The following is a 22,960-nucleotide window of genomic DNA, read 5'->3' as shown; positions in this document are numbered from 1 at the left end:
CGCCCGACAGGCGCGATACCGCGCTGATGCCGCCTCAGGTCGCTTCGGAGTCGAAGGGCGGTGGTGCGGCGGCACTGAAGTCGCGCCGCGGCGCCACGATCGCAGAGCCCGCCGCGGCAGATGCCGCCACCGCGGCGCCCGCTGCGACAGCGGCGGGCGCGGGTGCAGACGGCGCAGGGGTGTCCTCGAGCAGAGCATCGCGGATGATGCGCCGCGGATCGTACTGCCGGGGATCGAGCTTGCGCCAGTCGAGATCGTCCATCTCCGGACCCATCTCTTCCTTGACCCTGGTCTTCGCGTTGCGCACGTACTGGCCCGCGGTGCGCACCCACCGCGCGAAGCCCTCGGCGACAGATGGAAGACGCTCCGGACCGATGATCATGGCCGCGATCACCGCGATCACGATCAGCTTCTCGAAGGTGAGCCCGAAGTTCATGTCACCAGGCTACCGCCGCGCCTCGGCCATCCCGGCATCCGCGCCCCCTACGCTGTTCACGTCCCTGCCCGATCCGACGCTGGAGGAGAGCCCATGAGCGAGCATGATGCCAACGCACGCTACATCCGTGAGGCGATCGTCGAGCCGTCGGCGATCGCACGGGCCCGCACCAACGCCCTCGAACTCGGCGCAGCGCCGCTGAGCCCCGCCGTCGGCGCGCAGTGTGCGGTGATCGCGGCGGCGACCGCCGCCAGGTCGATCGTGGAGATCGGCACCGGCGCTGGCGTCTCCGGACTGTGGCTGCTGCGCGGCGCGCCGCGCGCCGTCCTCACATCGATCGACAACGAGCCGGAGCATCTCGCCGCGGCGCGCCGGGCGTTCCTCGATGCACGTATCCCCGCCACCCGCGCGCGTTTCATCTCCGGCCGCGCCGCGGACGTGCTGCCGCGGATGAATGAAGCGGCGTACGACATCGTGCTCATCGACGCGGATCCCGAGAACGTCATCGCCTATGTCGAACACGGTCTGCGCCTCGTCCGCCCGGGCGGCACCGTGCTGATCCCCCGTATTCTCGCCGGCGGGCGTGTCGCCGACCCCGTGCAGCGCGATGCCGTGACCGCGGCCTATCGATCGCTCATCCAGGAGACGCAGGAGAGCGATGCGGTCCTCGCGGCGATCTCGGCGAGCGGCGAGGGCCTGCTGCAGCTGACCAGCATCGCCGATCCCGCCTGATCTGGCACCGCTGCGGCCGGCCGTTCCGTCACGGCTCCGGTCTGCGGTGACATCGCGCACACCGTCCGCAGACGCCAGAGGGGGCGGGGGATCACTCCCCCGCCCCCTCTTCATCGGAGTGCTCAGGCCGCGTCGACCACGGCTCCCAGGACGTCGTGAAGCTCCTTCGCCTCAGCGTCGTTGACCGACACGACCAGACGACCGCCGCCCTCGAGGGGCACGCGGACGATGATGAGTCGCCCTTCCTTCACAGCCTCCATGGGGCCGTCTCCGGTCCTCGGCTTCATCGCTGCCATCGCGGCGCATCCTTTCCTCGGTGGTCTTCGGAGTCAAGTTTACCGGCACCGGCCGACACCCGGATCCGAGCGACCCGGTATCAGACGGAGACCGGGAGGTGTTCAGCGTCCGCTCCCCCGCCGTTCATGCGAAAGTCAGCCCCGCGGGGCGCTCGGGCAGCGCTATGGAACCCGCCAGAACGCGTCGGCGAACCCGTAGACATTGATGATCCAGATCAGCTGCAGTCCCAGGCAGCCCAGCAGCACCAGTGCCCGGAAGATCCACGAGCGACCGACCGCGACAGCCCCCCACAGCGGCGACAGCGGGAACAGCAGCCGCAGGGTGCTCGACTGCGGGAAGAACACCGCCAGCAGATAGATCAGATAGCTCGCGCTCCACAGCCGGATCTCGGGGCCGAGCGCCCGCACGGAGCGCGGGACGAGCAGCACCCATACCGCCCCTGCCACGAGCAGGACGAGAGTGAGCACACCGACCCACCCCGGCATACCCCACAGCTCGAACCAGAACTGCGCGGCGCGCACCCACCCCTCGACCGGCAGGAAGCCGTGCTCACCTCCCCCGCCCCAGTTGCGGCGCCACGAGAGCTCCGTCGAGAGATAGCCGCCGCGATCCCCGGTGACCACGGCGACCACGATCGGCCAGGAGAAGCCCGCCACGACGGCGAGCGCGCCGAGCGACACGATGTGCACGACCTCGCGCGCGGGCAGACCGTCTGTCTTCCTGCGGAACCAGCGATAGACCCCGATGAGCCCGAGGAACAGTGCGAAGGCGAGCACGCCGGGGCGGGTATATGCCATCAGCGGAATGAGCAGATAGAGCCAGCCGTAGCGGCGCCGGGTGACCGCACCGATACCGAGCAGAAGGAACAGGATGAACAGCGACTCCGCGTACCCGACCTGGAACAGCGCCCCCAGCGGCCCCGCGGCGAAGAAGCCGACCGAGACGAGGGCGGCGGTGTCACCGACCCGCGGCTCGAGCAGGCGGTACAGGACAACACACGCGAGGTACCCGGCGACGATCGACACGACGAAGGCCCCGGCACCCCAGCTGCCCAGCGGGATGCCGACGACTTTCGCCAGCAGAGGGTACAGCGGCATGAACGCCCAGGCATTCTCCGTGACGCGACCGTGGTCGTCCGTCGGCAGCTCGGTCGGATAGCCGTCGACCGCGATCAGCCAGTACCACTGGGCGTCCCACCCCACGACGAGGTCGGGGACGGTCGCGTCGGCGCCGAACCGGGAGGCCGGCCCGGACAGCGATGCCGCGATGGCGAGGAATCCCCAGGTGATCATGCGCGCGACGCCGTAGATCGCGCCGATGATCAGCGCGATACGCATCGGGCGCCGTGCACGATCCGATGCGTGCGACGCGGAGCGGACGGGGCGGCTGCTCACGGGCCCGTCAGCCAGGCGCGCAGCGCACGCTCGACCGATTCGATCTGGGCGACCGGAACGCGCTCCTCATCATGGTGCGCGAGCGATGGGTCTCCTGGACCGTAGTTGACCGCCGGAATCCCCAGCGCAGAGAAGCGGGCGACGTCGGTCCAGCCGTACTTCGGCTTCGGCACCGCACCGACCGCCGCGACGAACGCCTGTGCGACGGCCGCATCGAGGCCTGGCCGCGCCCCGTCGGCGGAGTCGACGATCTCGACGTCGAATCCGGAGAACACGCTGCGCACGTGCGCGGCGGCCTGAACAGCACTCGTGCTCGGCGCGAACCGGTAGTTCACCTCGACCTCGCAGGCGTCCGGGATCACATTGCCGGCGACGCCGCCGCTGATACGCACGGCGTTCAGGCCTTCGCGGTAGACGAGACCCTCGACCTCGACCTCCCGCGGGCGGTACTCGGCGAGCCGGGCCAGCACGGGCGCTGCCGCATGGATCGCGTTCTCGCCGATCCACGCTCGTGCGCTGTGCGCACGGATGCCGCGGGTGCGCACCACCGCGCGCAGCGTGCCGTTGCAGCCGCCCTCGACCTGGCCGTCGCTGGGCTCGCCCAGGATCGCGAAGTCCCCCGCGAACAGGTCGGGCCGCGCCTCGGCCAGCAGCCGCAGACCGTTGAGGTCCGCGGAGACCTCTTCGTTGTCGTACCACATCCAGGTCACGTCGACCGCCGGTTCTGCGATCTCCGCTGCGAGCTTCAGCTGCACAGCGACTCCGGCCTTCATATCGACCGTCCCCCGCCCCCAGAGGTAGCGGACGCCGTCCTCCTCGACGAAGCGGGTGGGCACGTTGCCGTTGATCGGCACGGTGTCCAGGTGCCCCGCGATCACCACGCGCTGCGCCCGGCCCAGCGAGGTCCGGGCGACGACGGTGTTGCCCATCCGGGTCACCTCGAGGTGCGGATGGGCGCGCATGGCGTCCTCCACCGCGTCGGCGAGGGCCCTCTCCTCCCCCGACACACTCCGGATGTCGCAGATCGCTCGTGTGATGTCGACGGACGATTGGCGGAGGTCGATGGCCATGGCCACAGCCTATCCGCCGCATGAGGGGCCCCGATCGCGGTACCTTTGTCGCATGAGCGAAGCGCGCCGCATCCGAGGACTGGGCCTCACCACGATCGCCGACGATGGCACCGTCCTGGACGCGTGGTACTCGTGGCTCACCGCGGGCGATGACGGACCGGATGCGTCGGAGGTCGCGCGCCTGCACCGCCTCGCCGCGCGCGATGCGCGTCGCGCCGTGGAACAGCGCTCGATCGAGCTCACCATCGATCTCGATGAGGCACCGTCCTCGACCGCGGACGCCTACCTGCGCCTGCACGCGCTGTCGCACCTCCTGGTCCGCCCCGGGGAGCTGAACCTGGACGGCATCTTCGCCCTGCTGCCGACGGTCGCCTGGACCGACGCCGGTCCGATGCTGCCCGCGGATGCCCAGCGCCTGCGCCCGGAGCTGCAGCGCGACGGCATCCAGGTGACCGGTATCGACAAGTTCCCTCGGCTGACCGACTACGTCTTCCCGGCCGGGGTGCGGATCGCCGATGCGTCACGTGTGCGCCTCGGTGCCTACCTGTCGCCCGGGACCACCGTGATGCACGAGGGCTTCGTCAACTTCAACGCCGGAACACTCGGCGCGTCGATGGTCGAGGGGCGGATCTCGCAGGGGGTCGTCGTCGGAGACGGCAGCGACATCGGCGGCGGGGCGTCGATCATGGGTACCCTCTCGGGTGGTGGCACCCATCGCATCAGCATCGGGGCGCGCACGCTGCTGGGTGCGAACGCCGGGATCGGAATCTCGCTCGGTGACGACTGCATCGTCGAGGCCGGCCTCTACGTGACGGCGGGCACCAAGGTCGTGCTCGCCGATCAGCCCCGCACCGCCGACGGCGCCTTCCCGACCGTCAAGGGTGCCGAGCTGTCCGGGCAGGACGGCCTGCTGTTCCGTCGCAACTCCCTCACCGGTGCCGTGGAGGCGATCCGCCGCGCCGGCGCCGGGGTCGAGCTCAATCAGGCCCTCCACGCCTGACCGCACCACCCGCCCGGCGGTGGCGGCTCGTCCGTCCACGGTCAGGGCGGCAGAGCAGACACCCCGCTGATGGCCGGCCGCGCGTGAAGACGAGCACCAGCCGGCCCGTGATAGTGTCACGATGACGCTCCGTCACGATGACGAGCTGTCTGCGTCGTCGATACGCATCCGCGCTCCGCTCGCACTCTGTACGGCGGGGTCGGCCCCTTCGAACGGCGAACCGATGCGCGATCCCGCGCCGTCGCCCACCTGCACGCCCCGCGCTGCCCGACTATCCCGTCTTCCGGCAGCACGCCAGCGCGTGCATCAGCAGAGAGAAAACTCATGCCCTCCTTCCTTGACCTCGGTGTTCCGGCACCGCTGGCCGCCGTGCTCACGGCGACCGGCAAGTCCGAGCCCTTCCCCATCCAGCGCGACACCCTTCCCGACTCATTGGCCGGCCGTGACCTCCTCGGTCGCGGTCGCACCGGCAGCGGCAAGACCATCGCCTTCTCGGTCCCCCTGGTCGCGCGGCTGTCCGCCTCGCGCGTCAAGACCGGCCCGGGCCGCCCGCGTGGCCTGGTGCTCGCCCCCACGCGCGAGCTCGCGACACAGATCGCCGCGACCATCGCTCCGCTCGCGGATGCGGCTGGTCTGCGCGTCACGACCATCTTCGGTGGCGTGAGCCAGCGCCCGCAGGAGCAGGCGCTGCGCGCTGGCGTCGACATCGTGGTCGCGTGCCCCGGCCGTCTCGAAGACCTCATGAAGCAGGGGCTCGTGCGTCTCGACGCGGTCGAGATCGCCGTGCTCGACGAGGCCGACCACATGGCGGACCTCGGTTTCCTTCCCGGCGTCACCCGTATCCTCGCCGCCACCCCGGCGGATGGCCAGCGCCTGCTGTTCAGCGCGACCCTCGACCGCGGCGTCGACGTTCTCGCGCGCCGGTTCCTCACGCATCCGGTCAGCCACGAGGTCGACGAGGCGAGCGTCCCCGTGGGCGAGATGACTCACCGTGTGCTCGTGGCCGCAGACCCGGACGCCAAGAAGCGCCTCGTGCAGGATCTCGCGTCCGGCCTCGGCCGCCGGATCCTGTTCACTCGCACCAAGCATCAGGCGAAGAAGCTCGCCAAGCAGCTCACCTCGGCCGGAATCCCGGCGGTCGACCTGCACGGAAACCTCGGGCAGAACGCTCGCGAGCGGAACCTCGCCGCGTTCAGCGCAGACCCCGCAGCCGGCGGTGTGCGCGTCCTCGTGGCGACCGACGTCGCCGCCCGCGGCGTGCACGTCGACGATGTCGAGCTCGTGGTGCACGTCGATCCGCCCGTCGAGCACAAGGCGTACCTGCACCGCTCCGGACGCACGGCGCGCGCCGGTGCCGCGGGCACCGTGGTGACCCTGGTGCTGCCAGACCAGCGTCGTGACGTCAAGGACCTGCTCCGCAAGGCCCAGATCGCGGTGCCGCTGGAGGATGCCACCGCCGACGCCGTCGCGGAGCTCGTGGGAGAGCGGGCACCGCACGTCAAGCCCGCGCCGCCGCAGGCGCCGCAGCAGCGCAAGGCCCCGGCGAAAGCTGGTTCGGCCGGCCGCGGCGCACGCGGAACAGCACGAAACGGTCAGCCGGCCGATGGCGAGCGCGCGCAGCGCACGCACGCTCCGCAGCACGGTGCCGGGGGCCGCGGAGCAGCGCAGGACCGCCCGCAGGGCGGCGAGCAACCCGCCCGCCGCCGGCGCCGTCGCCGGCCCGCATCGGCCCAGGGGCAGCGCCCGACCCGCTGACACGACGACCGGACGGGCGGCCATACCTCTGACCGCCCGTCCTCCGGTCGCGTCCCATTCGACACCCTCGACACCACAGGCCCCTGTCCTCTCGGAGGACAGGGGCCTGTGGTGTGAGACGGGTACGGGCGCGGCTCAACGATCCGGGTAGGAGCGCTCCGCTGAGCCGGTGTAGAGCTGCTGCGGACGCCCGATCTTCGTCTGGGGGTCGTCCTGCATCTCGCGCCACTGGGCGAGCCAGCCGGGCAGGCGTCCCATCGCGAACAGCACGGTGAACATGCGGGTCGGGAAGCCCATGGCCTTGTAGATGACGCCGGTGTAGAAGTCGACGTTCGGATACAGACGACGGTCCTGGAAGTAGGGGTCGCCCAGCGCGATCTCTTCCAGCTGCTTGGCGAGATCGAGCAGCGGATCGTGCACGCCCAGCTCGTCCAGAACCTCATCGGCGACCTGCTTGACGAGGCGCGCGCGCGGGTCGTAGTTCTTGTAGACACGGTGCCCGAAGCCCATCAGCTTCACACCGTCTTCCTTGTTCTTCACGCGCTCGACGAAGCGCTGCATGCTCTCGCCGGAGTCGCGGATGTCGGCGAGCATGCGCAGCACGGCCTCGTTGGCGCCACCGTGCAGCGGGCCGGAAAGGGCCTGGATCCCGGCCGAGATCGACGCGAACATGTCGGCACCGGTGGATCCCACCAGCCGGACCGTGGAGGTCGAGGCGTTCTGCTCATGATCGGCGTGGAGGACGAGCAGGAGCTCGAGCGCGCGCGACATCACCGGGTTGGCCTCGTACGGCTCGCTCATGACGCCGAAGTTCAGGCGCAGGAAGTTGTCGACGAAGCTCAGCGAGTTGTCGGGGTAGAGGAAGGCCTGGCCGATGCTCTTCTTGTGCGCGTACGCGGCGATCACCGGAAGCTTCGCGAGCAGGCGGATGGTGTTGATCTCGACATGCTCGGGGTTGTGCGGGTCGGACTCGTCCTCGTAGTAGGTCGAGAGCGCCGCGGTGGCCGCGGACAGCACAGACATGGGATGCGCGGTGTGCGGAAGCGCGGAGAAGAAGCGCTTCAGGTCCTCGTGCAGCAGGGTGTGGCGGCGGATGCGCTCGTCAAAGCCTGCGAGCTCGTCCGCGGTGGGCAGGTCGCCGTAGATCAGCAGCCAGGCCACCTCGAGGAAGGTGCTGCCGCTGGCGAGCTGTTCGATCGGATAGCCGCGATAGCGGAGGATCCCCTGATCGCCATCGATGAAGGTGATGTCAGACTTCGTGGCCGCCGTGTTCACGAAGCCGTAGTCGAGGCCCGTCAGTCCCGTCTGCTTCGTCAGCGTCGACAGATCGATGCTGTCGTTGCCGGCCGTGCCGTACAGCAGGGGGAACTCTGCGGTGGTCTCGCCCACCGACAGGGTGGCCTTCGTCGGACGGTCTCCTGCTGCGCTCACGCGGACCTCCTGGAGTGTTCGAGGCAGATGCATGCCGCCCGTCGGTCGCAGGCGGATCGGTCCCAGCCTACCGGGCGCTCAGGGTGCCAGACGACGCGCCGCCTCTTCGACGCGTTCCGTGGGAGCGGTGAGCGAGAAACGCACGTGCTGGGCGGACGCGTCGCCGTAGAACGGCCCGGGTCCTGCGATGATGCCGAGCTCCGCGAGACGGCCCATCGTCGCCCACGCGTCGCGCCCCTCGGTGACCCAGAGGTACAGCCCGGCTTCGGAGCCGTCGACCTGGAACCCGGCCTTCTCCAGCGCCGGCCGCAGAATGCCGCGGCGCTCACGATAGCGCGCGAGCTGCTCCACCACATGTTCGTCGTCATCGAGGGCGGCGCGCATCGCGTCCTGCACCGGCGACGGCGGCATCAGGCCGAGGTGTCGCCGGGCCACGAGGACCCGAGAGATCAGCGCGGCGTCTCCGGCCAGGAACGCGGCCCGGTACCCGGCGAGGTTGGACTGCTTGCTCAGCGAGTATGCCGCCAGCACGCCCGTGACGTCTCCCCCGGTGACCCGCGGGTCCAGGATCGACGGCACGGCCTCGGCGTCCCAGGGCGCGTCCCAGCCGAATTCGGCATAGCACTCGTCATTGGCGATCACCGCGCCCAGCTCCCGAGCGCGAGCGACGGCGACGGTCAGGGCGGCGACGTCGGCCACACGGCCGTCCGGGTTGCCGGGCGAGTTCAGCCAGACCAGGCGCGTGTTCTCCGGCCAGGCGGACGGGTCGTCGCAGGGCACCGGCTCGGCGCCGACGATGCGCGCGCCCACCGCGTAGGTCGGGTAGGCCACGGTCGGGAAGACCACGGCGTCGCCGGGCCCGACCGAGAGCAGCAACGGCAGCAGCGCGACCAGTTCCTTGGATCCGATGGTCGGCACGACCTGGTCCGTGCCGAGACCGGGGACCCCGCGCCGCCGGGCGAACCATCGCACGATCGCCTCGCGGAGCGCGGGCGTGCCGACCGTCGCCGGATACCCGTGGGCGTCCGTGGCAGCGGCGAGGGCGCGCGCGACGGCGTCGGGGGTAGGGTCGACGGGCGAGCCGACCGAGAGGTCGATGGCGCCGCCCGGATGGGATCTGGCCTGCTCGGCGTAGGGGATGACCGCGTCCCAGGGGTAGTCGTCGAGGTCGGCGACGCCCATGCTCACTCTCCCTGCGGGGGAAGCGCCGTGATGATGGCGTGGTCGTGGTCGATCACGCCGACCTTCGCCGCGCCTCCCGGAGACCCGATCTCCTCGAAGAACTCGACGTTGGCCTTGTAGTAGTCGGTCCACTCCTCGGGCAGGTCGTCTTCGTAGTAGATCGCCTCCACCGGGCAGGCCGGCTCGCACGCACCACAGTCGACGCATTCGTCGGGGTGGATATAGAGCATCCGGTCACCCTCATAGATGCAGTCCACAGGGCACTCGTCGACGCAGGCGCGATCCTTGACATCGACGCACGGAAGGGCGATCACATACGTCACACCCCCAGTCTACGGCCGCTCAGCGGCCTCCGGCTGATTGCCGGCCGTGCCGGGTCGGCGAGACAGGTCAGGCCACGCCACGACGATCAGCACGACAGCGCCCACCAGCAGCGTCCAGAACTGCCCGACCGGGGTGTTCTCCACGATCACCGAGCCGCCGGGCCCCGGACCGGACACGAGGACGACCGCCACGAGCATGCCGACCCCCGCGGCGAGCGCCAGCCAGCGGTCTGCGGTGAGCGCACGGATCCCGACGAGCATCGCAGCGCATGAGACCCCGGCGACGACCATGCCGACGGGGAACCACCCCCATCGCAGGGCATGCCCGACGGTGCCGGCCATCCCGAAGACCGCGCCGATCAGCAGAGCGGCGACCCAGGTCGCCAGACGGGTGAGGAACATCACCCGTCGATTCTAGGTTCGCGTCCCCTGAGCGGGCTGATCGTTACCTTCGTGAGACCGAATATCAGGATTGGTGGTTCCCAGTTCCGCCTTGTTCCGCTAGCGTGAGGAGCCATCCGGCAACGACGCCGGTGAATCAACTTCAGGCACAGCGCCGTGACCGAAGGGATGCCATGACGCTGGCAGTGCACAACGTCGAGGTCGTGTACGAGGACGTGATGCTCGTCGTCAAAGGGGCGAGTATCCGCGTGCCCCGGGATGGGATCGTCGCCCTCCTGGGCGCGAACGGAGCAGGAAAGACCTCCCTGCTCCGCGCGATGACCGGCCTTCTCGACGTCCATCGCGGCCGCATCTCGCGCGGCCATGTCTCCATAGACGATGCCCCGCTCGACACCCGCCGGGCCGCCGATGTGGTCCGGGCCGGCGTGAGCCAGGTGATGGAGGGGCGCCGGGTCTTCGTCGAGTTCACCGTGGAGGAGAACCTGCGGGTGGGCGCCTACACGCGGCCGACGACGGCGAACGCGGAGAAGCTCGAGCGGATCTACGGGATGTTCCCGATCCTCAAGGAACGCCGCGCCCAGCGCGCCGGCTACCTCTCCGGCGGTGAGCAGCAGATGCTCGCGATCGGCCGCGCCCTCATGGCGGAGCCGAAGTACATCCTGCTGGACGAGCCGAGCCTCGGCCTCGCTCCGCAGGTCGTCGAGCGCATCCGCGACCTGGTGGTGGAGATCCGCCGCAGCGGCACGGGCGTCCTGCTCGTGGAGCAGAACGCGGCGATGGCTCTGTCGATCGCCGACCACGGTTATGTCATGGAGAACGGGAAGATCGTGATGGACGCCCCCGCCAGAGCCCTGCGCGACGACGACGACATCCGGGAGTTCTACCTGGGCACCGGCGCGAGCGCTTCGAGCCTCAGAGACGTGAAACATTACAAGCGGCGGAAGCGGTGGCTGTCGTGACCGCGGCGGCCCAGGCACCGGCGATGAGCCGGCGGGCAGCACGGTCGCAGCCGCTCCTCGAAGCGCGTGACCTGACGCTGCGCTTCGGCGGGGCGACGACGCTCAATGCGATCTCCTTCGACGTGCGCCAGGGAGAGCTCTTCGCCATCATCGGACCCAACGGCGCGGGCAAGACGTCCACGTTCAACTGCATCTCGGGGGTGTACCGGCCGCAAGAGGGAACGCTGGAGCTGGAGGGCGAGTCGCTTCTCGGGCAGGCGCCGGACGAGATCGCCCGCCGCGGCGTGGCGCGCACGTTCCAGAACGTCGAGCTGTTCGACAACCTGACCGTGCTCGACAACCTCCTGCTCGGCCGTCACCAGAAGACGTCCTATTCCTGGCCGGAGGGGATGTGGTGGTTCGGCCGTTCCCGCCGGGAGGAGCTGGCAAACCGCCGTCACGTGGAAGACCTCATCGATTTCCTCGGCCTCGCGCCGTACCGGCGCCTTCCGGTGGGCATCCTGCCGTACGGCATCAAGAAGCGCATCGAGCTGGGCCGGGCCCTGGCGATGGAGCCGAAGCTGCTGCTGCTGGACGAACCGGTCGCCGGGATGAACTCCGAGGAGACCGAGGACATGGCGCGGTTCATCCTCGACATCCGCAGCGAGCTGGGCACCTCGATGATCATGGTCGAGCACGACATGCGCCTGGTGATGGACCTCGCCGACCGCATCATGGTCATCGACTTCGGCCGGCGCATCGCGCTCGGCACCCCGGACGAGGTCCAGCGCGATCCCGCAGTGATCTCCGCGTATCTCGGCGGGGCGACCGACACGGTGGCCAACCAGGTGATCGAGGCCGAGACCGAGGACATCGAGAACGGAGGGACGGCATGAGCGACACCACCTATCTGATCCGCCTGCTCCAGGCCTCCGCCGCGGAGGTCGGCGATCGCACCGCTCTGCGCGTGAAGCAGTCCGGCATCTGGCAGGAGATCACCTGGGGCGCCTATCTCGACGCGGTCGAGCGCATCGCCTACGGCCTGGCCGCGCTGGGCGTCGGCCCCGGCGACCGGGTCGCGATCCAGTCGGAGAACCGGCCGGAGTGGCTGTTCTCCGATCTGGCGGCGAACGCCCTGCGCGCCGCGATCGTCGGCTTCTATCCGACCAACCCTGCTTCCGAGATCATCTATCTGCTGCGCGACAGCGGCGCCCGGGTCCTCATCGCGGAGGACCAGGAGCAGGTCGACAAGGCGATCGAGGCGGAGCCGCAGGCGCCGGACCTGGAGTGGATCGTCGTTCTGGACGGCCGCGGCATCGCCGGCTACGAGCACCCGAAGCTCATCACCATCGACGAGCTGATCGACCGCGGCGAGGCACACCGAACCGAACACCCCCGGCTGCTCGAGGAGATCGACGCCGAGCGCTCCCCCGACGACATCGTCACCCTCATCTACACCTCCGGCACCACCGGTCCGCCCAAGGGGGGAATGCTCAGCGCCGGCAACGTGTCCTTCTCGTCGTTCATCTTCTCCCTGGACGATGGGCTGCTGGGCTCACGACCGACCGAGGACGATGTCCTGCTGTCGTATCTGCCGCTCTCCCACGTGGTCGAGCGCGGCATCTCGGTGTGGGCCAACCTCACCACACGGACCGTTGTGCACTTCGCCGAGTCGATCGAGACCGTCACCGCCGACCTCGCAGACGTGCAGCCGACGATCCTGTTCGCCGTGCCGCGCATCTGGGAGAAGATCCAGGCGACCGTGGCGATCAAGATGGCCGGGGCCTCGCGGCTCAAGCGCGGCGTATACCGCGTCGGGACGAAGATGAGCGCGGTGATCGCCGCAGAGCGCATCGCCCACGACGGCCTGTTCACTCCGAAGGCTCGCCTGCTGTACGCCATCGGATATCTTCCGCTGTACCGCCCGCTGCGCAAGCGGCTGGGGCTGCTCAAGGTCACGCACGCCATCTCGGGCGCCGCGCCGATCTCGCCCGAAGTGCTGTCTTTCTTCGTGGGCATCGGCATCCCCCTCTACGAGGCGTACGGGATGACCGAGAACGCGGCGATCGCCACGACCAACCGCCGCGGCCGGATGAAGCTCGGCACCGTCGGAGAGCCCCAGCCGCACGCCGAGGTGATGCTCGCCGAGGGGACCAACGAAGTCCTCACCCGGCATCCGGGCAATTTCGTCGGGTACTGGAACAAGCCGGAGGCCACCGCGGAGACGATCGACGCCGACGGCTGGTTGCACACCGGCGACGTGGGCGAATGGGTCGACGGGACGCACCTGCGCATCATCGACCGCATCAAGGACATCATCATCACCGCGGGCGGCAAGAACATCTCGCCGAGCGAGATCGAGAACGCCCTCAAGGCCTCGCCCTACGTCAAGGAGGCTGTCGTCATCGGAGACAAACGCCCGTATCTCACCGCGCTGGTGGGCATCGAGTACGACACCGTGGCCGACTGGGCGTCGCGACAGCGCCTGGACTTCACCACCTACCGCGACCTGTCGACGAAACCGGAGGTGATCGAGCTGGTCTCCGGCGTCGTGCGCGAGGTGAACACCCGGTTCGCGCGGGTCGAAGCGGTCCGCAAGATCCGCATGCTCACCAAGGAGCTCGACCACGAGGACGGCGAGCTCACCGCGACCCAGAAGCTCAAGCGCCAGGCGTTCGCGAAGACCGTGCCGCACCTCATCGACGACATGTACTCCGGATCCGACGCGTATCCGGGCGCCGACCTCGGGAGGAACGGATGAACACGCTGCTCTCCTCGCTCGCCAACGGTCTCGGGCAGGGCGGTGTCTACGCCCTGATCGCCGTGAGCTTCGTGATCATCTATCGCGCGACGGGCGTGCTGAACTTCGCCCAGCCGGCCCTGATGATCCTCGGAGCCTTCGCCACGAGCGTCTTCGCCACCCAGGCCGGGCTGCCCTTCTGGGCCGCCGTGCTGCTGGCGATGCTCGTGCTCGCACTGCTCTCGGTCGGCATCGAGCGCGTCGCGATCCGGCCGATGGTCGGCCGGCCGTCGTTCTCGGCCGCGATCGTCACGGTCGGCCTGTTCATCGTGCTGCTGGTGCTGGCCTTCCGCCTGTTCGACTCCAACCCCCGCACCGTCGGCGACCCGTGGCAGCTGAAGACCCTGTGCCTGGGCGGCGAAGTCGGCGAGTCGTTCGGCGTCGTCAGCTGCACCGGCGGCGTGCAGATCTATCAGAGCGCGGTCGCCCGGATCGTGATCGCCCTGGTGGTGATCGGCCTGCTGGGCTGGTGGCTCGCCCGCTCCAAGATGGGTCTGGCGATGCGGGCCACCTCCCTCGACCAGGAGACGTCGCTGGCCCAGGGCATCAACGTCGGCCGGATGTTCTCGATCTCGTGGGCGATCGGCGGCGGCCTGGTGGCCCTGGCCGGCGCCCTGCTGGCGGCCAACGGCTCCGTCATCCAGGCGACGGATGCGTTCTTCGCCCTCGTGGCGCTGCCGGCGATCATCATCGGCGGCCTGGACTCGCTCAAGGGCGCTGTGCTCGGCGGCCTCACCGTCGGTCTCGCGATGGCGCTCACCAAGACCTACCAGCCGACGCTCGCGCCGTGGCTCGGCAACAACTTTGAGAACGTCGTCCCCTATCTGATCATGCTGGTGGTGCTCCTGATCCGGCCCTACGGCCTGTTCGGCACCCGGGAGGTGCAGCGCGTATGACCATCGCAGCCAAGACCGAGACGTCGCGCCGGCTCACCGGACGATCCGAGCGGATCGACTTCGAGGGAGCGCGCGGCCGCGTCTCCCGGCGCGTCTCCCGGGGACGAAGTGGTGTGTACACCAGCTACGCCGCCGACCAGGCGCTGTGGAACACCCCGGCGAAGCTGTGGTGGACCATCGGGCTGGTGGTCCTGGTCGCTGCGTCGCCCTTCCTGATCGCCGCCGACCTGACCTACCTGCTGACGATGGCGATGATCTATGCGATCGGCGGGATCGGGCTGAACCTGCTCACCGGCTACGCCGGCCAGGTCTCCCTCGGCCACGCGTTCTTCCTCGGCCTGGGGGCCTACACCGCCGCCGTGCTGGGCGGGCGACCGGGTGGGAACACCTGGGGCCTCGGCCTGGACCTCGCGATCGTGCTGCCGGCCGCCGCGATCGTCCCGGGCCTCGTCGGTCTCATCGTCGCCCCGCTGGCGACGCGGGTGCGCGGTCTGTACCTGGCCATCCTCACCCTGGGCCTGCTGATCCTCGGCGAGCACCTGTTCAAGATCCTCGTCCCGATCACAGGCGGCCAGGGCGTGGGGCGCGGCGTCGCGCAGCGCACGCTGTTCGGCATCGATCTGAACAAGACGTACGCGATCGGGCCCCTGCTGATCCCGCCGCATGTCTCGTTCATGCTGCTCACGCTCGTCCTGCTGATCGGCATGGCCATCGCCGCGCGCAACCTCGTCCGCGGCCGCTACGGCCGGGCCTTCGCCGCGGTGCGCGACCGCGACATCGCCGCCGAGGTGATGGGGGTGAACCTGCTGCGCACCAAGACTCTGGCCTTCACGCTCTCCTCCGCGTTCGCCGGCGTCGCCGGAGCGCTCTTCTCGATCCTGGTCGGGCGGATCTCGCCCGAGACGTGGAGCCTGTTCCTGTCGATCGATTTCCTGGCCGTGGTGGTCATCGGCGGGATCGCGACCATCTCGGGCACGATCATCGGCGCGTGCTTCGTGGTACTGCTGCCCCGCATCCTCGAAGAGCTGACGCACGTGATCCCCTGGATCAGCGTGTCCAGCGGCGGCATCATCAACGTCTTCCAGCTGCAGACCATCATCTTCGGCGTGCTGATCATCGTGTTCATCACGCTCGAGCCACGAGGGCTGTACGGGCTCTGGGTGCGCGTGCGCAACTACTTCAAAGCCTGGCCGTTCTCGTACTGACACAACTGAACACCCATCCGCACCTCACCAAGGAGCACAGCATGACATCGCGTCAACGTGGCCGCATGGCACTTGCCCTCTCGGCCGTGGGCCTTCTGGCCCTGACCGCCTGCACGGCGGTCGACGACAGCACATCCCCGCCGGCGGCATCCGAGTCGCCGAGCGATTCCGCGACGATCAAGACCGGGCAGGGCGTGACCGCAGAACCGTGCCCCGACGGCGTCAACCCCGACAACGGGTGCATCTACCTCGGCGTGCTCTCCGACCTCACAGAAGGCCCGTTCGCGGCGCTCGCCGTCCCGATCACCGACGGTCAGCGCGCGTTCTGGAAGAAGGTCAACGAGGACGGCGGCATCGGCGGGTACGACATCGACATCGACGCCTACACCCGCGACACCAAGTACCAGCCGGCCGAGCACGCCGCGCAGTACCAGCAGATCGCCAGCAACATCGCCGGCATCGCGCAGACGCTCGGCACCGTGAACACCGAGTCGGTGCTCGAGGACATGATCAACCGCAGCCTCGTCGCCGTCCCGACGACCTGGTGGTCGGGCTTCGCCTTCGACGAGAGCGACTCCGGCATCGTCATGGAGACCGGCTACTCCTACTGCACCGAGGCCATCGTCGGGCTCGACTGGTTCGCCGAGAACCAGTCCGCACCCGCCACGGTGCAGGCCGTCGGCTACCCGGGCGACTACGGCGGCGACTCCGCCGAGGGTGTGCGGCGCTGGGCAGAGGCCAACGGCGCGACGGCGCTGGAGGCGATCGGCACCGGCCCGAACCAGGTCGTCGGCAACCAGGACGGCGTCGTCTCGGCGGTCCTCGCGGGCAGCCCGGACGTGGTCGTGCTCGCCGTCGGCCCTGCCGAGACCGCCGAGATCGTGGGCAAGCTCGCCGCGAGCGGCTTCACCGGGCGCTTCCTCGGCGCGCTGCCGACGTGGAACGGCGCCCTGCTGCAGTCCGCGGCAGCTCCCGCGCTCACCGCGCTCTACAACCACATGAGCCCCTACGAGAACTGGGACGGCGACAGCACCGGGATGGCTGACATCAAGGAGTCGCTGGGCGGCAAGGCGCCGGCCAACGCCGGATACATCATCGGCTGGTCCATCGGATACCCGTTCAAGGCGGCGCTCGAGGCGGCCACCGCGGCCGGCGATGTGACTCCCGAGGGCATCCGCGCCGTGGTCGACGGCCTGGAGGTCGACTACGCCGGTCTGGCGCCGCAGCACGTCTACGGCGGAGACGTGCAGACCAACGCGCAGCAGACCGTGAACATCGGCCAGCCGGATGCCGAGGTCGAGCTGGGCCTGCGCACGATCGCGTCCGAGTACGCCGGTCCGACGTTCGACAAGACCGACTACTCCGCCGCCTGCGTGGCGTCGCACTAGTCAGCGCCCGGGAAACCGGGAGAGGGGGATGCCGCAGCCGCGGCATCCCCCTCGTCTTTTCCGCGTCAGCCGGCGAGCCCGATCGCGCGCAGCCCGGCGGCGGTCAGCGCGGCGGCGAACACCACGACCAGGAAAGACTGCCGCAGCCAGAGCAGGACCCCGGCGACCAGCACAGCGGGCACCCGCGCATCCACCACGATCTCCTGCCCGACGGCCAGGGACTGCACCGCCACGAGGGCGGCGAGCAGCGCGACGGTGAGCAGGTCTGCGATGCGCGCTGGGCGCGGCGCTTCGAGCACCCCGGGGGGCACGAGGTATCCGATGCCTTTGAGGGCGACGCACAGGCAGGCGGCCAGCAGCACCGCGTTCCACAGGGTCATGCCCGCTCCCCTCCGCTCGGCGCCGCGGGCGGCGCCTCTCCCCCGATCGGTTCGGGGGATGCCACCAGGTTGAACCAGCCGACCACCAGGGCGACGAGCGCGGCCACCATGACCGGAAGGCCGGGGATCAGGACCGGCGTGAGCACCGTCGCCACCACCGCGGCCGCGATCCCGACCGCGATCGCCTGCCGCTGGCGCAGCCGCGGCCACAGCAGCGCGAGGAAGGCCGCCGCCGCCGCGGCGTCCAGCCCGTAGGCGCGCGGGTCGCCGAGGACGTCGCCCAGGAGCGCGCCGGCGAGGGTCGTGGCGTTCCATCCCAGATAGATGCCGATGCCGGTGACCCAGAAGCCTATCTGCCGCGCGCGCGGCTCGCTCTGCGACAGCGACACGGCCACCGACTCATCGATCGTGAACGGCACCGCCGCCGCACGCCGCCAGCCCCCCGCGCCGATCACCGGCGACATGCGCATGCTGTAGGCGGCGTTGCGCACCCCCAGCAGCGCCGCGGACGCAACAGCCGCCGGCAGGGCGGTCAGGCCGCCGGAGCCGAAGACGCCGATGAAGGCGAACTGCGACCCCCCGGTGAACATCACCAGGCTCAGCACGCAGGTCTGCCAGATGTCCAGCCCGGCGGCCACGGCGAGCGCGCCGAACGAGACGCCGTAGGCACTCGTCGCGAGCGCGACGGCGATCCCCTGACGCCAGGCGGTGCGCTCGGCATCCGTTCGTTTCGATGAACGCATGACTGTCATTCTGAACGGACGATCGAGTCTCGTCAAGCGAACGATCGTTTGACATACTGAACAGATGGACGACCTCCGCAGCCGCATCGCCCACGCGCTCCGCCGCGAGCGCGAGGCCTCGGGACTCTCGGTGTCAGAACTGGCGCGGCGCGCGAACCTGTCGAAGGCGACCGTGTCCCAGCTCGAGACGGGAGCGGGCAACCCCAGCGTCGAAACGCTCTGGGCCCTGGGCGTCGCGCTCGGGGTGCCCTTCTCGGCGCTCGTCGAGCAGCCGGCGCAGCTGCCCACTCTGATCCGCGCTGACGAGCACGCCAGCGTGCCTGCCGCGGTCGCCGCCTACAGCGCCACCCTGCTCTCGGTGTGCCCGCCCGGCGCACGCCGCGACCTCTACGTCATCCGCGCCGAGCCCGAGGAGCCGCGCCGCTCGGACCCGCACAACCCCGGGACGATCGAGCACGTCGTGCTGATCTCCGGAGCCGCGCGGATCGGCCCGGTCGACGCCACCGAGCTGCTGAGCCCGGGCGACTACCTCTGCTACCCCGGCGACGTGCCCCACGTCTTCGAGGCGACAGCTCCCGGCACGAGCGCCGTGCTGATCTCCGAGCTGCGCTGACGCCGGGGGCGCATCGCGCCGACCGCCTGCGACCGGCGAGCCGGGACGGACCGGTATCAGCCCGCATGCGCTGATCGCGCGTGACAGAAGACACGAGCGCCCCGCCCGCGGATCGCGGACGGGGCGTTCGATGACGCAGGTCAGACGTTCGCGTCCTGGCGCTTCTGACGCGAGATCGCGCGGGCGCGCTCGGTCTGGTCCAGGATCACCTTGCGGATGCGCACCTTCTCTGGCGTCACCTCGACGCATTCGTCGTCGCGGGCGAACTCCAGGCACTCCTCCAGCGAGAGCTGGCGCGGCGGGGTGAGCTTCTCCAGCTCGTCCGCCGTGGAGGAGCGCATGTTGGTGAGCTTCTTCTCCTTGGTGATGTTGACGTCCATGTCGTCGGCGCGGGTGTTCTCGCCCACGACCATGCCCTCGTAGACCTCCTCGGTGGGCTGCACGAAGAAGCTCATGCGCTCCTGGAGGGCCATCATCGCGAACGGGGTCGCGACGCCGGCGCGGTCGGCGACGATCGACCCGGACGCGCGGGCCACGATCTGGCCGGCCCAGTCGTCATAGCCGTGCGAGATCGCGTTGGCGATGCCGGTGCCGCGGGTGATCGACATGAACTCGGTGCGGAAACCGATCAGGCCGCGCGACGGCACGACGAACTCCATACGCACCCAACCGGTGCCATGGTTGGTCATGCCCTCCATGCGGCCCTTGCGCGCGGCGAGGAGCTGCGTGATCGAGCCGAGGTACTCCTCGGGCACGTCGATCGTGAGGTGCTCGTAGGGTTCCTTGAGCTTGCCGTCCTCGCCACGGCGGGTGACCACCTGGGGCTTGCCGACGGTGAGCTCGAAGCCCTCGCGGCGCATGTTCTCGACGAGGATCGCGAGCGCGAGCTCACCGCGGCCCTGCACCTCCCACGCGTCCGGACGGCCGATGTCGACCACGTTGAGCGACACGTTGCCGATCAGCTCACGGTCCAGGCGGTCCTTCACCATGCGGGCGGTGAGCTTGTGCCCCTTGACCTTGCCGACCAGCGGCGAGGTGTTGGTGCCGACCGTCATCGAGATCGCCGGGTCATCGACCGTGATCGCGGGCAGCGGGCGGACATCCTCCGGGTCGGCGATGGTCTCGCCGATGGTGATCTCTTCGATACCGGCGATCGCGACGATGTCGCCGGGGCCGGCGTCGTCGGCGGGGTAGCGCTCGAGCGCGCGGGTCTTGAGCAGCTCGGTGATGCGAGCGTTCGAGCGGGAGCCGTCATGACGCACCCACGCGACGGTCTGCCCCTTGCGTAGCGTGCCGTTGAAGACGCGCAGCAGCGCGAGACGACCGAGGAAGGGCGAGGAGTCGAGGTTGGTGACCCATGCCTGCAGCGGGGCCTCATCGTCGTAGGACGGCGCGGGAACGTGCTCGAGGATCGCCTCGAACAGCGGCTCGAGGTCGTCGTTGTCCGGCAGTTCGCCGTTCTCCGGCCGGTTGCGCGACGCCGCACCGGCACGGCCGGAGGCATAGACGACCGGAACGTCGAGCAGGGCGTCGACGTCGAGGTCGGGCACGTCGTCGACGAGATCGCTGGCCAGGCCGAGCAGCAGGTCGTGGGCCTCCTCCTCGACCTCCGCGATCCGCGCGTCCGGACGATCGGTCTTGTTGACCAGGAGGATGACGGGGAGCTTCGCCTCGAGCGCCTTGCGCAGCACGAAACGGGTCTGCGGGAGCGGCCCCTCGCTCGCGTCGACGAGGAGCACGACGCCGTCGACCATCGACAGGCCACGCTCGACCTCGCCGCCGAAGTCGGCGTGGCCCGGGGTGTCGATGACGTTGATCGTCACCGGGGTCTCGCTGTGGGCACCGTTGTACGTGATCGCCGTGTTCTTGGCGAGGATCGTGATGCCCTTCTCACGCTCGAGGTCGTTCGAGTCCATCGCACGCTCTTCGACGTGGGCGTGCTCGCCGAAGGAGCCCGTCTGCCGGAGCATCGCGTCCACGAGCGTTGTCTTGCCGTGGTCGACGTGGGCGACGATCGCGACGTTTCGGAGGTCAGAGCGGAGGGCATGCGCCATAGGGGTGTCCTAGCAGGGTTGGGAAGCGCCGGGATGCCGACGTTCCAGGATATCGCACGCTCCTGTATGCTCCCCCAGCCACCTCCGAGGCCGCGCGCCCCGCACACAGAGGAGGGGCGGATGCCGCAGCATCCGCCCCTCCCGATCAACGATCAGCGATCAGGTCACTTGGCCCAGCCCACGATCGTCCAGTCGGCGACGCGGGAGACACCGAACATGGTCGCACCGTAGTTGACGAGACCGTCCTTGACCGCCCAGACGTTGGGCAGCGGGGCAACGGGGAACATCGGGACGTACTCCCAGATGGTCTCGTTGATCTCGTTCGCGATCTTGATCCGCTCTGCCGGGTCGAGCTCGCTGTTCGCCTTCTCCCACAGCGGTCCGAGGCTGTCATCGGTCGTGCCGGTGAAGTTGGACTCAGAGTCGAGCGGGTAGAACAGCGCCCGCGACGACGAGATCGGGAACTGCGTGCCCTGCCAGGAGAACGTGACCATCTCGAAGTCACCCGGGATGACGTAGCTCGAGAAGTAGTCGTTCGCCGGCACCGAGTCGAGCTTCACCGGGATGCCGAACTCGCTCAGGTCCGCCTGGATCTGCTCGGCGCGCTGCACGTTGGTCACGGTGTCGGCCGGGACGGTGACCGAGAGCGTCAGCTTCTCGCCGTCCTTGCTCCACGCGTCGCCCTCCTTGACGTAGCCGGCCTCTTCGAGGAACCCGGCTGCCGCGTCGAGGTCGTGCGGGTAGGACTTGTCCTGGTAGCCGTCCTGACCGTTCATGAAGATGTAATCGCCCTGGGTCACCGGCGGCACGCCGACGGGCGTGTTCGCGGCCGCGGCGATCTGCTCACGGTTCACGATCGAGGCGACGGCCTTGCGGACGTTCACGTCGGAGAGCGGACCCTCCTTGGCGTTCATCGTGACGTGGGTCCAGGTGACGCCGTTGGCGGCCTGGATGTCGGCGTCGGAGCGGCTCTTCGCGGTCTCGTAGAGGTCGGCGCTCGCCGAGATCTCCAGCGCATCGATCTCGCCGTTGGCGAAGGACGCACCCTGCTGATCCATGCTCACGTAGCGGAAGATGGCGGTGTCGAGCTTGGCCGGCTCGCCCCACCACGCCGGGTTGCGCTCCAGAGTGAGCACCTGGCCGGTGTTGTCGAGCTTGGCCACCTTGAAGGGGCCGCTGGACGGCATCATCTGCGTGCGGTAGCCGTCGTTGAACACGGCAGGGTCAGAGGCGATATCGGCCTTGAGGACCTGGCCGAACAGCGACTCCCAGTCGGCGTACACCGACGAGAAGGTGACCACGACATCGAACTCGTCATCGCCCTGCGCGACGCTGGAGACCTGCTGCCAGCCCTCGGTGGAGGCCGGCGCGAAGTCGGGGTTGGTGCCGTTCAGCGCCTTCCACGTGGCGATCCAGTCGGCTGCGGTGATCGGGGTGCCGTCTTCCCAGACCGCCTTCGGGTTGAGCTTGAGCTCGACGACCTGGGGGTCCTCGCCGGTCAGCTCGACCGACTCGGCGTAGTCCGGGTTGACCTCGAACGATCCGTCGTCGAGGGCCTTGAGCGGGCCACCGAGCGTCGGCATGATCATCTGGTTGGTGTTGACCTCGTTGCCATCGACGTGGAGGTTGTTCCAGTTCGCGGCCCACTGGCTCACGGCCAGGGTGACGGTGCCGCCGTCCTGGATGTCGTCCGGCGCGGCCACGACCCACGCACTGTTGGGCAGCGAAGCCGTCTCAGACGAGCCGCCGCCGTTGCCGTTGCCATCGCCCTCCGGGGCGGTGTTCCCGGGAGCGCAGCCGGTGACCACGAGGGCCGCCGCTGCGATCAGCGCGAGGGAGCCGAGCACATTGGTGCGTCGCGTTCTCATGCGATCTTTCCTCTCTTCTTCGGTGCACCGGCGATGCATCGCACCGCCGGCTG

At 69.4% G+C, this 22,960-nt stretch carries 22 protein-coding genes; 10 read left to right on the top strand and 12 right to left on the bottom strand.

Features of this window, described 5'->3' with window-relative positions:
• Positions 1-34 precede the first annotated feature (34 nt).
• Positions 35-436: a twin-arginine translocase TatA/TatE family subunit gene (locus AC3RXY_RS10275; protein WP_491510822.1), complete on the bottom strand. Its 402-nt coding sequence runs from the start codon at positions 434-436 to the stop codon at positions 35-37.
• 93 nt (positions 437-529) lie between these two features.
• On the opposite strand from AC3RXY_RS10275, the gene AC3RXY_RS10270 reads away from it, so the two are divergent.
• Positions 530-1,168: an O-methyltransferase gene (locus AC3RXY_RS10270; protein ID WP_491510821.1), complete on the top strand. Its 639-nt coding sequence runs from the start codon at positions 530-532 to the stop codon at positions 1,166-1,168.
• Positions 1,169-1,290: 122 nt separating this feature from the next.
• On the opposite strand, the gene AC3RXY_RS10265 is transcribed toward AC3RXY_RS10270, so the two are convergent.
• The 3 genes from AC3RXY_RS10265 to dapE all read right to left on the bottom strand — a co-directional run bounded on the left by AC3RXY_RS10265 (position 1,291) and on the right by dapE (position 3,929).
• Complete coding sequence (locus tag AC3RXY_RS10265) at positions 1,291-1,464, bottom strand: DUF3117 domain-containing protein (RefSeq protein WP_179430231.1); 174 nt, start codon at positions 1,462-1,464, stop codon at positions 1,291-1,293.
• 162 nt (positions 1,465-1,626) lie between these two features.
• The gene (locus AC3RXY_RS10260; RefSeq protein WP_491510820.1) at positions 1,627-2,802 is read right to left on the bottom strand and encodes a putative hexosyltransferase; all 1,176 of its coding nucleotides are present in this window, start codon (positions 2,800-2,802) and stop codon (positions 1,627-1,629) included.
• Between the two features lie 53 nt (positions 2,803-2,855).
• The gene (gene dapE, locus AC3RXY_RS10255) at positions 2,856-3,929 is read right to left on the bottom strand and encodes a succinyl-diaminopimelate desuccinylase (protein WP_491510819.1); all 1,074 of its coding nucleotides are present in this window, start codon (positions 3,927-3,929) and stop codon (positions 2,856-2,858) included.
• A gap of 52 nt (positions 3,930-3,981) precedes the next feature.
• Between dapE and dapD the strand changes: the two genes are divergently transcribed.
• The gene (gene dapD / locus AC3RXY_RS10250) at positions 3,982-4,929 is read left to right on the top strand and encodes a 2,3,4,5-tetrahydropyridine-2,6-dicarboxylate N-succinyltransferase (RefSeq protein WP_491510818.1); all 948 of its coding nucleotides are present in this window, start codon (positions 3,982-3,984) and stop codon (positions 4,927-4,929) included.
• A gap of 324 nt (positions 4,930-5,253) precedes the next feature.
• Entirely contained in the window at positions 5,254-6,684 is a 1,431-nt protein-coding gene (locus AC3RXY_RS10245; protein ID WP_491510817.1) for a DEAD/DEAH box helicase, read from the top strand.
• Positions 6,685-6,819: 135 nt separating this feature from the next.
• Here AC3RXY_RS10245 and AC3RXY_RS10240 read toward each other — a convergent pair whose 3' ends face one another.
• The 4 genes from AC3RXY_RS10240 to AC3RXY_RS10225 are packed head-to-tail and all read right to left on the bottom strand — an operon-like array spanning position 6,820 to position 10,022.
• Positions 6,820-8,148: a citrate synthase gene (locus tag AC3RXY_RS10240; RefSeq protein ID WP_491510816.1), complete on the bottom strand. Its 1,329-nt coding sequence runs from the start codon at positions 8,146-8,148 to the stop codon at positions 6,820-6,822.
• Positions 8,149-8,193: 45 nt separating this feature from the next.
• Positions 8,194-9,297, bottom strand: coding sequence for a succinyldiaminopimelate transaminase (gene dapC / locus AC3RXY_RS10235; protein WP_491510815.1), 1,104 nt, complete (start codon positions 9,295-9,297; stop codon positions 8,194-8,196).
• Positions 9,298-9,299: 2 nt separating this feature from the next.
• Positions 9,300-9,620 carry a ferredoxin gene (fdxA, locus tag AC3RXY_RS10230; protein ID WP_491510814.1) on the bottom strand — a complete coding sequence of 107 codons (321 nt, stop codon included), beginning with the start codon at positions 9,618-9,620 and terminating at the stop codon, positions 9,300-9,302.
• A gap of 9 nt (positions 9,621-9,629) precedes the next feature.
• Positions 9,630-10,022: a DUF6113 family protein gene (locus tag AC3RXY_RS10225; protein WP_491510973.1), complete on the bottom strand. Its 393-nt coding sequence runs from the start codon at positions 10,020-10,022 to the stop codon at positions 9,630-9,632.
• 173 nt (positions 10,023-10,195) lie between these two features.
• Between AC3RXY_RS10225 and AC3RXY_RS10220 the strand changes: the two genes are divergently transcribed.
• The 6 genes from AC3RXY_RS10220 to AC3RXY_RS10195 are packed head-to-tail and all read left to right on the top strand — an operon-like array spanning position 10,196 to position 17,249.
• Complete coding sequence (locus AC3RXY_RS10220; RefSeq protein ID WP_491510813.1) at positions 10,196-10,981, top strand: ABC transporter ATP-binding protein; 786 nt, start codon at positions 10,196-10,198, stop codon at positions 10,979-10,981.
• On the top strand, positions 10,969-11,856 hold the full coding sequence (locus AC3RXY_RS10215; RefSeq protein WP_491510812.1) for an ABC transporter ATP-binding protein: 888 nt from the start codon (positions 10,969-10,971) through the stop codon (positions 11,854-11,856). Before AC3RXY_RS10220 ends, AC3RXY_RS10215 begins: the two co-directional genes overlap by 13 nt.
• Positions 11,853-13,721 (top strand): AMP-dependent synthetase/ligase, encoded by a 1,869-nt coding sequence (locus tag AC3RXY_RS10210; protein WP_491510811.1) that lies wholly within the window; start codon positions 11,853-11,855, stop codon positions 13,719-13,721. Before AC3RXY_RS10215 ends, AC3RXY_RS10210 begins: the two co-directional genes overlap by 4 nt.
• A complete protein-coding gene (locus AC3RXY_RS10205) occupies positions 13,718-14,656 on the top strand; it encodes a branched-chain amino acid ABC transporter permease (protein WP_491510810.1) in 939 nt (312 codons plus the stop codon). Before AC3RXY_RS10210 ends, AC3RXY_RS10205 begins: the two co-directional genes overlap by 4 nt.
• A complete protein-coding gene (locus tag AC3RXY_RS10200; RefSeq protein WP_491510809.1) occupies positions 14,653-15,861 on the top strand; it encodes a branched-chain amino acid ABC transporter permease in 1,209 nt (402 codons plus the stop codon). Before AC3RXY_RS10205 ends, AC3RXY_RS10200 begins: the two co-directional genes overlap by 4 nt.
• Positions 15,862-15,902: 41 nt before the next feature.
• On the top strand, positions 15,903-17,249 hold the full coding sequence (locus AC3RXY_RS10195; RefSeq protein ID WP_491510808.1) for an ABC transporter substrate-binding protein: 1,347 nt from the start codon (positions 15,903-15,905) through the stop codon (positions 17,247-17,249).
• 65 nt (positions 17,250-17,314) lie between these two features.
• Here AC3RXY_RS10195 and AC3RXY_RS10190 read toward each other — a convergent pair whose 3' ends face one another.
• Positions 17,315-17,629, bottom strand: a complete 315-nt coding sequence (locus tag AC3RXY_RS10190) for an AzlD domain-containing protein (RefSeq protein ID WP_491510807.1) — start codon at positions 17,627-17,629, stop codon at positions 17,315-17,317.
• Positions 17,626-18,372 (bottom strand): AzlC family ABC transporter permease, encoded by a 747-nt coding sequence (locus AC3RXY_RS10185; RefSeq protein WP_491510806.1) that lies wholly within the window; start codon positions 18,370-18,372, stop codon positions 17,626-17,628. Before AC3RXY_RS10185 ends, AC3RXY_RS10190 begins: the two co-directional genes overlap by 4 nt.
• 64 nt (positions 18,373-18,436) lie before the next feature.
• Between AC3RXY_RS10185 and AC3RXY_RS10180 the strand changes: the two genes are divergently transcribed.
• On the top strand, positions 18,437-18,985 hold the full coding sequence (locus AC3RXY_RS10180) for a helix-turn-helix domain-containing protein (protein ID WP_491510805.1): 549 nt from the start codon (positions 18,437-18,439) through the stop codon (positions 18,983-18,985).
• A gap of 140 nt (positions 18,986-19,125) precedes the next feature.
• On the opposite strand, the gene typA is transcribed toward AC3RXY_RS10180, so the two are convergent.
• Both typA and AC3RXY_RS10170 read right to left on the bottom strand, forming a co-directional pair.
• Positions 19,126-21,039 (bottom strand): translational GTPase TypA, encoded by a 1,914-nt coding sequence (gene typA, locus AC3RXY_RS10175; RefSeq protein ID WP_491510804.1) that lies wholly within the window; start codon positions 21,037-21,039, stop codon positions 19,126-19,128.
• A gap of 164 nt (positions 21,040-21,203) precedes the next feature.
• Positions 21,204-22,907, bottom strand: coding sequence for an ABC transporter family substrate-binding protein (locus AC3RXY_RS10170; protein WP_491510803.1), 1,704 nt, complete (start codon positions 22,905-22,907; stop codon positions 21,204-21,206).
• Positions 22,908-22,960 lie beyond the last annotated feature (53 nt).

This window comes from Microbacterium longlingense, assembly GCF_058349825.2.
This window is presented reverse-complemented; position numbering and strand designations above follow the sequence as displayed.